The 11341-nt window shown below is 42.7% G+C and carries 12 protein-coding genes; 4 read left to right on the top strand and 8 right to left on the bottom strand.

The window, feature by feature from the left end; all coding sequences use genetic code 11:
* Window positions 1–20: 20 nt before the first annotated feature.
* From POF51_RS05700 to POF51_RS05685, 4 genes are all read right to left on the bottom strand, one after another.
* On the bottom strand, window positions 21–836 hold the full coding sequence (locus tag POF51_RS05700; RefSeq protein WP_069851344.1) for a class I SAM-dependent methyltransferase: 816 nt from the start codon (window positions 834–836) through the stop codon (window positions 21–23).
* 17 nt (window positions 837–853) lie between these two features.
* Window positions 854–1639, bottom strand: a complete 786-nt coding sequence (locus POF51_RS05695) for an alpha/beta hydrolase (protein WP_069851346.1) — start codon at window positions 1637–1639, stop codon at window positions 854–856.
* Window positions 1640–1677: 38 nt separating this feature from the next.
* Window positions 1678–4980 (bottom strand): ACP S-malonyltransferase, encoded by a 3303-nt coding sequence (gene fabD / locus POF51_RS05690; RefSeq protein ID WP_069851348.1) that lies wholly within the window; start codon window positions 4978–4980, stop codon window positions 1678–1680.
* 84 nt (window positions 4981–5064) lie between these two features.
* Window positions 5065–5826 (bottom strand): 4'-phosphopantetheinyl transferase family protein, encoded by a 762-nt coding sequence (locus tag POF51_RS05685; protein ID WP_271754348.1) that lies wholly within the window; start codon window positions 5824–5826, stop codon window positions 5065–5067.
* Window positions 5827–6196: 370 nt separating this feature from the next.
* Here POF51_RS05685 and loaP point away from each other — a divergent pair, with 370 nt between their 5' ends.
* The 4 genes from loaP to POF51_RS05665 all read left to right on the top strand — a co-directional run bounded on the left by loaP (window position 6197) and on the right by POF51_RS05665 (window position 9190).
* Window positions 6197–6730, top strand: coding sequence for an antiterminator LoaP (gene loaP, locus POF51_RS05680; protein ID WP_069851352.1), 534 nt, complete (start codon window positions 6197–6199; stop codon window positions 6728–6730).
* A gap of 199 nt (window positions 6731–6929) precedes the next feature.
* Window positions 6930–7760 (top strand): lipase family protein, encoded by an 831-nt coding sequence (locus POF51_RS05675; RefSeq protein ID WP_069851500.1) that lies wholly within the window; start codon window positions 6930–6932, stop codon window positions 7758–7760.
* Between the two features lie 38 nt (window positions 7761–7798).
* Window positions 7799–8617, top strand: coding sequence for a lipase family protein (locus POF51_RS05670; RefSeq protein ID WP_069851355.1), 819 nt, complete (start codon window positions 7799–7801; stop codon window positions 8615–8617).
* A gap of 162 nt (window positions 8618–8779) precedes the next feature.
* On the top strand, window positions 8780–9190 hold the full coding sequence (locus POF51_RS05665; RefSeq protein WP_017250292.1) for a hypothetical protein: 411 nt from the start codon (window positions 8780–8782) through the stop codon (window positions 9188–9190).
* A gap of 324 nt (window positions 9191–9514) precedes the next feature.
* Here POF51_RS05665 and POF51_RS05660 read toward each other — a convergent pair whose 3' ends face one another.
* The 4 genes from POF51_RS05660 to POF51_RS05645 all read right to left on the bottom strand — a co-directional run bounded on the left by POF51_RS05660 (window position 9515) and on the right by POF51_RS05645 (window position 11314).
* Window positions 9515–9649, bottom strand: coding sequence for a cyclic lactone autoinducer peptide (locus tag POF51_RS05660; protein WP_007716823.1), 135 nt, complete (start codon window positions 9647–9649; stop codon window positions 9515–9517).
* A complete protein-coding gene (locus tag POF51_RS05655) occupies window positions 9639–10175 on the bottom strand; it encodes an accessory gene regulator ArgB-like protein (RefSeq protein WP_069851357.1) in 537 nt (178 codons plus the stop codon). Before POF51_RS05655 ends, POF51_RS05660 begins: the two co-directional genes overlap by 11 nt.
* The gene (locus POF51_RS05650; protein WP_244195822.1) at window positions 10168–10719 is read right to left on the bottom strand and encodes a hypothetical protein; all 552 of its coding nucleotides are present in this window, start codon (window positions 10717–10719) and stop codon (window positions 10168–10170) included. The genes POF51_RS05655 and POF51_RS05650 overlap by 8 nt, the downstream gene beginning before the upstream one ends.
* Window positions 10720–11155: 436 nt before the next feature.
* A complete protein-coding gene (locus tag POF51_RS05645) occupies window positions 11156–11314 on the bottom strand; it encodes a hypothetical protein (protein WP_170831632.1) in 159 nt (52 codons plus the stop codon).
* Window positions 11315–11341 lie beyond the last annotated feature (27 nt).

Below are 11341 nucleotides of genomic sequence, written 5' to 3'. Positions count from 1 at the left end.
ACTCGACTCCCCCCTTTCTTCTACACCGATTTCTCACCAACAGCCATGTATAGCTGTCTGAGAATAGAATGACCTTCCGTATTCAGCATGTTTCGCCATGCCACAGATAGCTTACCCAACGCCTTGCTGGATAAATAACCGTCACGCACCAACTGCACAGGAATGCCTACACCCTCCGACTTTAGAAACATTTCGTACCCGAGTAGCTCACTGTGAGCGCAAATGACTTCGAAATCTATATTTCCAAGTCCGCCTTGCTTGAGGACCGTTGGCAGTTCTCGACCGATTTTCGGGTTGCCGCCTTCCGCATAGCGTGCCGCACAATAGGCATCATACAGCTCTCGCAATTCTGGTACATGTGGGGTGGTCATGATGTGCATCTCGAAATCATTGTCGATAAATACCGCTTTGCCGCCTGGTTTTAATAACCTCGCCACTTCACGAACCGCACCGACTGGGTCGGGTAAATGTTCCAATACGAGACGAGTAATCGCAAAATCATAGGAATCGCTAGGTAAGCCAGTTTCCATAATCGATCCCGCGACAATCTCAAATCGATCCGACTGCTTTTGAGTCAAATAGTTTCTTGAATAATCAACGAGAAGAGGATCAAGCTCCAATCCCGTCACTCTGCAATTTGGAAACTCCTGCATGACCTTTTCCATTACGAATCCTGGTCCCGAGCCTAGCTCTATCACCGACATTCCATCTGTCAGACCGAACTCGATATAATGCTTCAGCTCTTTATCCCAAAACAACTCCACCTGCGATTTCAAACGTTCTATTTCTACCTCAACATTCGTGGCAATGTTTGCGATTTGATAAGAACCTTCCATGTTATTTCCTACCTCCGCTATTCAGATATAGATTCGCTCAAAAAAGTCAAAATGTGGCCAGCAACAGCTTCCCATTCAGGATCAAGCATCATATCATGACTGATATTTTGGAACAGAACGGGTTCGATTCCGTATGTTTTGCCAATTCGGCGCGTTGTTTTCTCAGAAATCATCCGATCCTGCTTGGAGCCGAGAACCAGTATCGGAGTTTTCGCACGGACGGTTTTTGGAACAATTTTTCCATTCATCTCGGTTCTTGCTTTCAGTGATTCAGGCTGCAAGAGCTTCACCCACTCATCCTTTTTTTCAATCGGCAGCTCCTTGGAAAAAAAGACATTGGCGAGCAGTGATGCATCTCTTTTCTCGTTATATGTAAATAATTGCATAGCTTCTTTAAAATTTTTGAACATCAATCGGAATAAGTCACCCATTCCGCCATGTGGAGAAATCGAGGCAACCAGAACGGTACCTGAGATTATATCTGGATGCTTGTGCAAGATCTTCTGCACAATTCCTCCACCCATGGAGTGTCCGACCAGCACTGGCTTACTTTTTAGACGCCCGATCACTTCAAGAACATCATCCGTGTAATCCTGAAGTGTGTAGGAATGAAGATTTTCATAGCCGTCACTTTCACCGTGTCCACGAAGACTCAGCGCATAGGAAGAAAAGCCTTTGTCAGCAAAATAAGGAAGGAAGTTTTTTTCCCAACACCATGCTCCGTGACATGCTCCATGGACAAAAAGAAGAGGCGCTTCGCTAGAAACGCCTTCAGGATGGTATTCTACTAGTTCCAAATTCATTTTCGCCGTTCCTTTCTTATTTGAGGGTCATTGCTTCTTTATTTGCTTGAACCTGTTAAGGCGTGGATACGCTGATTCAAAAGATTGGCTGTCTCCTTGATCATCATTTCACCAATTTGATCAACATGACGGTCTCTCCAGTTTTCAACAGCCGTTCCCTTTACCCATTGATTAAAAGAACCTAACGCTGGACCGCAGTAAATCTGATAATCCACTTTATAGCTTTCGGCTCCATCCAAAGCCCAGTCAAAACAGCGGTTAAAATACCATTTGAAAAGTAACGCCATTTTGTATTTAGGCGTTCGTTCCGCTCTTTTCAGTTCCTGAGGTGGGCAAGTCGTTTTCATCTGCTCATACACCTCTTCAAAGCTGTGTTTAAAATACTTTTCCTGGAGCTGCTTCTTGGTTTTCTCATCGATTTCATCAAGCGAGTTGTATTGACGATAGAGGTCGTGCAATTTGTTCGCTCTCGCTGGAAAGAATAAGCCTTTTTTCAACACTTGAATTTTGGCTCCCATTTCAAACATTTCACCCGCCGGAGCATACTCTGTGTCTTGAACATTGGCCAACTGCAACGAATCCTTCACTGACTCGCTGGTCGCGGCCTCCACTGTGCACTGGTTAATCGAGCCTGTAACAATATAATCTGCCCCAAGCATGAAAGCGACCGCTGCAGCCTCAGGAGTTCCAATCCCTCCCGCAGCCCCGATTCTGATCGGCTTTTGGTATCCATACTTGTGCATCATGTTATCTCGTAGTCTGATCATCGCTGGCATCAAAGCAGATGCTACACCATGATCGGTATTTCCGCCAGAATCGGCCTCTACCGTTAACTCGTCCGCCATCGGAACTTCTCGTAACAAACTCGCTTCTTCTGTCGTAAGCTTATGTTCTTGCACCAATTTTTCTATCAGATACTCAGGTGCGGGACTTAAAAAGGCTTCTGCAACCTCAGGCTGTGATACTTTGGCAAAAATTTTGTTTGCCGCTTCCACTTGCCCGTTCATCCCCCGCTTTAATCCCTTGGCCCGATAGATGATCAACGCAGGGGTAATCGCCATAAACGCCGATGCTTCCATCACCCTCACTTGATAAGCAAGATACAGCTCGACGGTTTTTTCTTCCATGGACGGGTCACTTGGATGATGCAACAAATTCATACCATACGGCTCGCCATGCTGTAGTTCACGTTGAATCTGTTGGATGGCTCGCTCGATTCTATCCAGCTGTAAGCCACCGCTTCCGAAAAAGCCCATCATCCCGGCTTTCCCCATTTTAATGACCAGCTTTTCCGATGAGATTCCCTTGTACATTGCTCCTGCCAGGTAGGGATATTTCAGTTTGTAGTCCTGTTTAAATTGCTGATTTCCCAGCGAAAAAGCGGTAATCCCTTTTGGCTGCTCCATGCTGTTCGATATCTCTTCCTCCTGTACAGTGATAGCAACCGGCTTTGTCTCTTGCTCCATGTTTTCTTTCTCCGCTTCCTCTTCTATGATCAGGGGTTCTGCTTCATTTCGGATCGTAGTAACTAACTTGGTCAACACAGTACCAGGACCAACTTCTTCTATTTCGTTTTCCCCCAAGGCCAGGAGATATCGAATGCTGTCATTCCATTTCACTGGGTGTGTAATTTGTTCCACCAAATTTCGTTTCACATCGCTCTGTTTATAGGGTCTTGCGTGAACATTTGAAATCACAGGGATAGTCATACTGGAAAAGGCAAACTGATTTAAATAGTCCTCAAAGCGTTGCTTCGCATCACTCATGTAACGGGAATGGAATGCTCCGCTCACCTTTAAGGGTATGTATACTTTTACACCCGCTTCCTGAAAAACAGGATTGGCACGCTCTATATCTTCTTTTCGACCTGCAATCACAAATTGGAAGGGAGAATTGTGATTGGCAATATCGATACTGGTCAAATTATTTTCATGTAACACGCGTTCTACTTGCTCCGAAGTAAACCCGATCACAGCCGCCATACCTCCACCGACGGCCAGACTCATCAACTCGCCTCTTTTTTTCACCAAGTGTAACCCTGTCTCAAAATCAAACACCCCTGATGCAAAAAGCGCGTTGTACTCACCCAAGCTGTGCCCCGCCACATAATCTGGTTTTTTCCCGGTTTCCTTCACTTTTTTCAGATAGCTAAGCGCATTTACCACATACAGAGCCGGCTGGGTAAACTGGGTTTTACTTAACTGTTTGTCCGGATCATGCAGACAAAGCTCTTTGATGGAATAACCTAATATCTGATCAGCTTTGGCCGTTATTTCTGGAAACTCATCAAACAGAGAGCCCCCCATTCCTTTTATTTGGGAGCCCTGCCCGGGGAAAACATATGTGGTCATTTTTCTGTCTTCCTTTCTGTTTGTATGCAAACTTTTATTTGAGAATAGTTGCTTGATGCGCTCTACATTTTCGCCATCCTTTTTAAAAGGAGTGATAATCGAGTAGCATTCTGATTGTGAATCTTGTCGCAGATTTCGCTTTGTAAAATTACTCAAATTTCCTGCTGGTCCCAAATCCAAATAGATGTAGCTTTGCTGTTTCTCCAGCTCTTGGACAGCTTTTGGAAGCTGCATTGGTTTTCTTACCACTTGCCAAAAGTAGTCAGCTGGCAGTTCCTTCATGATTTCACCGTGAACACACGAGACAAAGGGAATCTGGGGAATTCCAAACGATTTCTGTTTCAATACCTCCCGATAATGTGGTTCAGCCGGATCGATGTAAGCTGAGTGAAAAGCATAAGATACGGGTAGTCGTTGACAAATGATCCCCTTGCCTTTTACATAATCCTCCATGCGTTGTAGCTGATGACTGCTCCCAGCAATGACAAAATGCGAATGAAAATTCACTGCTACCAACTCACTATTTCGATGCAATAAAGGGTCTTGATCATACAAATCGGGATTGTGGAGAATCGCAAGCATACTCCCTTTCTGACAATACGTTTCGTAAAGGGTGGCTTGTTCAACCACGAGTTGTAGCAATTCTTCCACAGGCATGATCCCAGACACAGCCCCCGCCGCAAACTCCCCCAAACTGCTCCCCAGACAATAGTCAGGCTTAATTCCGCTTTCCATGAGAACCTGAGCCAGAGCGTATTCCACCATAAAAATGGCGGGATGCGTAAAAAGGGTGCGATCAAATATGTCGTCTCGACGCTTCGTGTCATCATATAACTGGGCAAGGACAGACTCCCCGATCAGGGAATGTACCTTTTCATCTAACCTAAGCATCCATTTGCGAAATACCGGATTCTGATCAAAAAGGTCTCTCCCCATCTGATAGTACTGAGACCCCTGTCCAGAAAACATAAACACAACAGGCTTTTCCATGTATGATGCACCCCTTGTTTTAAAAAACAGTTTTTTTATAATAAAAACTCCCCACAGCCTGGTCAATTGACCGTTGTGGGGAATTCATAAGCGATTTGTCATGGAGTGTTCTATCTCCTGAAGTACATCTTTTACGGCAGCAACACTCCACTCTGTCTTTTTCGGGTAGGTGATCGAACACACATAGTCACCAAGGATAAAGGATGCCGTACGGTATTGAGGAAAGTTTTCAAAAAGACTATAAACAACCCCATCCCTTGCCTCTACTTGGCTTATTTCATAGATATGAAAAGAAGTGGTTAAACCTGTTTTCAAAATTTTGGATAACGCTTCCTTGACTGTCCAGAAAAGAGTGAGAGTTGTTTCATAAGAATAAGGCAAGCATGAAAACAAATCGCTCTCTTTCACAGTCATTTGCGTCTCCAGAACTTTATTTCTAACCACGCTAATTCTCTCCATATCAATCCCCATCGGCAGTTCTTCCGAAAAAGCAATGCCGGCTGCAAGATCGTCACAATGGGTGATACTCACCTGGACGTTGGTTGCATTCGGTAAGTTTACGACAGGTTGATGAAAAATGCCCTGTTCAATACATATTCGCTCTAAGCTTTCGTCTCCAACCAAAAACGAAACGGCTCTTTTGGCGACATATCTCCCTGTCAGGTAGCTTTTTACTCTCCGCTCATACTCCAGCTGAAAATAGTACTCGAATTCTTTTGGATTCAAGAATTTTACTATTTTTAAAAAATCAGCGGGAACAGAAAAATAGCCCATGCACAAACTGGCACGATACTCTCTATCCTTACCTTTTATAACGATTTCTTTCGTAAAGATCTGTGGAAACACATGCAATTCAATCTCCGCCTTCCGTTCTCCTACTGTGCCAAAGGGCAGAGCTTCCCCAGTTCGTGGGTAAATAAATATACACACTACCGTTTCAACGTATGTCCTCCCTACGTTCCTTTAACGTGCCGAAACATCGATTAAATTCCCTAAGGGATTTTCCTTTCGATAAAAAACTTATAAAGCTAACTCTTTATATTTATGCAGAAGGTTACAACAACCACGTTTATTGCATAACGCGAAGGAATTGGATATATTTAGTATAATACCACAATTTTTAGGATTTTATCTACTCAATCATTCCTATTTTTGTGGAAGCAGTAAGCGCTCAAGATACTTGCGAATCTACTTCATAATGAAAGGATTACTCACCTTGAAATGGTATGCCATCTTTGTAGAATCTGGTAAAGAAGAAGTCGTTCAAAAGTACCTCAAACTCTATTTTAATGAGCAGTCTTTAAAGTCCGTTGTGCCGAAGAGATTGGTTCCTGAGAAAAAGTCAGGCATTGTGAATAGTGTCATGAAGAATATTTTTCCTGGATATGTACTTATTAAGACTGAAATGACTAACGAAATGTTCCACAAAATCAAAAAAATTCCTAGAAGTTTGCGTTTAGTCAATAACGGTAGTTACTATTCGCAAGATGAGGGTACTTATTATTCGAGCATTGATGAAAGAGAAATCACCCCGATCCTCCAACTCATGGGAAACGGTGAAGTTGTCGATTATTCAAAGGTTTATCTAGAAAATTCTAAAGTGATCGTAGAATCTGGTCCCCTAAAAGGACTGGAAGGTCTTATCAAAAAAGTGGATAAGCACAAAAACAGGGCTAAAATATTTTTAACCTTCATGGGAGTAGAGAAAACAATTGATGTGGGAATTGAAATCCTCTCAAAACCTTTGTAAAGGGGGAGCGTTGCGTACGCCTCCCCTTTTTATTTTTTTCATACAAGCACGCATTCCATCGTAAAAACATAGGCTCATGGTAAGTATCATTCGAGTAGGATTGCCCTGCTTTCATTTGGGAGAGACAGACAAGAGTTCCGATGTACGACTTTTCAAAAGTGTTGGATCCTTATTCTTGTTTGGAAAGGAATTTGTATACATGTTTTTCTCCGACGAAGACAACATGTTTACTAGTCAGGCTGCCATTTTCCTAGCAGCCATGAGCTATCAGACTTATCCATTATATTTTGAAGGGAAGCTTACCTTACCAAAAGGTTTTCAGCTTCGATACACGATTCAGGCTTTTGCAGATGTAGAGAATCCAACGGAACATGTATATGGTTTTGTGGCAGAATCTAAAGATGAAATCATCATTGCCTTCAGAGGGTACGCAGCATATCCGGCAGACCTTTTGGCGGCCTATGACATCCTACAAGTCCCCTATCCTTTTGTTACAGATGCAGGGAAAACCTCACGTGGATTTACATGCCTGTATCAATCAACACGGGATCAGTTCATCAGAAAAATCAATCAGTTTCCCGCATCAAAAAAGCTGTTTATTACTGGCCACAACTACGGCGGCGCGCTAGCTGTACTAGCAGCTTTAGATATTGCGGTAAACACGAAGTTTAGGCAACCAATCGTTTATACCTATGGCAGCCCGCGTATTGGTGACCCCCACTTCGCTTCACGCTTCAATCAAGTCGTTGCCAATAGTCTGCGCATTGTAAATGTCCACGACTCTTTTCCTACATTCCCCGATCAAAAGTATCCGCCTCCTTTTACCCAGAAAGGTATCTATTATCAACATGTAAAAAACAAGTTTCCGCTCTCGTTTCAACTGAATAATACGCCTCGAAACGATAGTATCGCCTGCTATTTTCATAGCCTCACTCAGCTTGACCCTGATTATGCCCAAACGCTCTGTGTGGAAAACCCGGGGTTTTGTCCCAATACCGATACGTGTATTCCGTTTCTAGGCAAATGCTAGCTTTTACAGCCTTGAAACTCAGAAAGGGAGACACATGAATGATCGATCGTATTTATAACAGCAAAGATGCAATTTTACTTGCGGCTATGATCCATCAGGCCTATCAGCTATTTGAAACAGATTCACTTGTCTTGCCAAAAGGGTATCGCCAGCTCTCGACTATTCGAGCATGGGCTGGTGTTGAGACTCCGGAGTCAGAGGTGTTTGGTTTTGTAGCCGAGTCATCCGACAGTATCGTTGTAACTTTTCGAGGAACACGCACGTTTAACGACAATGAGTCTGATCAAGATTTGTATCAAGTCCCCTATCGTTTTGTCAGAAAGGCAGGAAAAACCCACCGTGGGTTTACTTGTATGTATCAATCCGCGAGAGATGAATTGATTCGGGAGTTGAGCAAGCTCTCAAGATCGAAAAAACTATTTGTTGCAGGGCACAGTTTAGGGGGAGGGTTGGCCGTACTAGCTGGTTTGGATATTGCGGTGAATACGAAATTTGCGCATCCTTTTGTGTATACGTATGGGAGTCCTCGTGTCGGAGATCCTGTCTTTGCTTCGCGGTTTAATGAGACAGTAAAGAACAGTGTTCGGATCGCGAATGTTCATGATATTATTCCAACTTTGCCGTCCAAGGCGTACCCACCTCCGTTTACGAAGAAAGGATTGTACTACCAGCATGTGGATCGGAAGTATTTGTTGGATTTTCAGTTGAATAGTGTAGCTGTAAGGAATCATGAAATTGTTTGTTATTTTAAGTTTCTGGCGCAGGAGGAGTCTGGGTTTACGGAGAGGTTGTGTGCCGAGAATGAGGGGTTTTGTCCGGATACAGGGATGTGTGTGCCTTTTTTAGGGGGATGTTGATTCAATGGAATCACTCTCTTTTTTTATACTCTCTTTTTCACGCCGTGAGAGGTAATCTACAAAAAAACTTATTGATAACCATTTTCAACGAGATTATAATGGTTGTAATTTCCAAATATTTACTTTCGCTCATGGATGAGCAAAAAAGGAGGCATTACGATTATGAAAAAAGCCATTTTAGCAGGAGCATTAGGGATTGCCGTACTTTCAGGTGCAAATTTGCCAGGATTAGAAGTCTCAAAAGCTAACGCAGCAGCAACGGCTTTAGACATTCAAGAGGTTACGAAATACTATTCTCTGAGTTCATACGAAGTGACGCAAAAAGAATCTTTTCCGCTTAAAAAGGGTGAAGAGCTTACAATTTTTGTAAACAATTCAGGATTCCCGATCTCTTATACAGTCTTTGATGCGGATAATCAAGCGATTGGTACATACCATGCGAATTCGCCTTACGGACGAGTATTCCAAGCACAAAAAGACGGCAATATTTCTGTACAATTTCAAGCCGGAGCGAACTCTTCCTATATGAAAAAGATGAATTTTACAGCTAAATTCGCTCTTTCCAAGTTTTAATAAGCGTTAAGCGTATGTAAAACAGTAAGGGCTGTCTCAAAAGTCGATTTCTCGCCAAAGAGACAGCCCGCTTGGATTCATTAACAATTCGAAAATCAGCGTAGTTGACGTCAATAAACCAGGCGCAAAAAAAAGACCCCCCTTGTCTACAGAGGGGTTGAGATTATTAGTAACGATGTGAAAGAAGCAGTCGATAAGTACAATACATTCAAACACGGATGTTCTGTTTATAGAGTTATGATTTACAATGGGGCAATGGGACAACCAGTTTTCCCCGTTCGATGTTAAGTCGAGTGAGAAATGGTCTGTGTCGTTCATTGCTCCTTATTTCTTTAATTCCTCTGGAATTTCAGGTTTCCCTACGAAACCAAAGGATGCTGTAGTTACCGCCAGTACCGCAACAAATGAAGCAATTGCTGAAACATGTTTCGCTACGAACATCATCGCTTTATTTTTCATCTTTTCCACCTCCTTTCAGTGGAATTAGCGTCAGTGATTGCACAAAGAAGGTCTTAACCAGTGTCTCGCTGTCTATGAAAAATAATGAACTGACGATGATAATGGAGATGGTCTTGAGGAGCAAAGTCTGATTCTGTTTGAATAGTCGTGATTGCAATTCCATTTCTTGCGGTGCAAAAAGTGCTACTAGGACTAATGTGATAATAATAATCGGGGTGACAAAATCATTAGGTAGGGTAATGAGAGGGATTAATACAGCTCCCACTATACTTGTCATGGTGCAGTAGACAGACGATGAATAGTGAAATCCTCCTGAAAATTGGCGTAGTACTAAAAATCCAGCCAATGTGATTAATGTTCCTTGAAATGTCCCTAACATTAGTGAAATGGTAAGGCTACTCGTAATGATGAGAAGCATGTTGATGATAAGGATTAACCCAAATTTCATTGTAGGCACTGACTTCGTTTCATGTGGATTGATCGACTTTAGTTGGATTGCTATTCTTTCAGCAAGAGTTTCAATCATATTCCCCATCCCTTTTTATAGCCAGCCATGCCAGTATCGTGATTCCGATAGCCATCCCAAAGAAGATCCAGACTATGGAAGCAATTCCATATGTACTTGCTAATTTAAACAAGACCGTTATCAATACACCTGTTACAATAATCAGTGACAAAATAACCATGTTGATTCTATGGTAAATAAAGAAAGGCGCTCCGTCTCTGACAAATGTAAATTGCAGTCCAAATTTTCGAAGTCCATAGCATAATGCAAAGGTAAATAATGCGGAGATTGTCTGGAATATGAAACCTGTGTTGATGGTTCGATCCCGTAACGATTCGATTGTCTCTAGGGCTCCTATGACGGTCAGGAAGAACACTTCCACCATCTGAATCCCCAAGTATATTCCTGCTGTTATCATGGTCATTAAGGCAGCATGTCCCCAATTCACGTTCCATACCAGGATTAATGCCCCAAAGATGATGACGACTTGGGCTATGGTTGCATAGTCACCATATGGCGTAAATTGTCGTAGCCCAAACGAGAATAGCATTAATACCAGACTCACAAAGAGAATCCTGTTGATATGCACCAAAAAACCAAACCTAAATAACGTAGTCATAAGAGCAAATATTGCGAGGTATTCCAATGTTGAAAATAGGACAAACAGCATGTAACTTTTTCACCTCAATTACTTATTGAGTGTTATATTCTACTAAAAACGACAGATTCCTGCTTGAATTTACCAGTTTTGACATTTTAGAGCGACTCTGTGACAGCAATTCGTTTGCCTGTTCCCTTATGCTTCTGTAACAGATCGCGCATGTTATTTTGAAGTATACCTTTACTCATCTGCCCGACCCTCCAGTTCTGCAAGCTGAGCCACTTTTTCAGCCAGTATCTACCTTGTTTGTTTCAGCCTTTCCTCTGCATCCTGAATCATTTTCGCCACCGCTGCCTTTATATCTTCAAGTTCTTGCCCCCAACGGTCTGGTTGTCGATTGTCACGTAATTCCCTTGCTGCTGACAGTAACCACGATTCCATTCATAAGCTGTTCGTATGCTGCTCGGGCAGGTGCAATAGAGCGCACTTCCTTTTCTCCTTCCTCTACTGGCTGCTGTTTCTTCAGTTCTTCTGCTACTACCTGTTCACGTTTTGCCATTCGTTTCATCCTCCTTTGATTTTGAGC

The organism is Brevibacillus sp. AG, from assembly GCF_028369215.1.
Taxonomy (GTDB): Bacteria; Bacillota; Bacilli; order Brevibacillales; family Brevibacillaceae; genus Brevibacillus; species Brevibacillus porteri.
The sequence above is the reverse complement of the archived record's forward strand: the minus strand, read 5'-3'. Positions and strand labels throughout refer to the sequence as shown.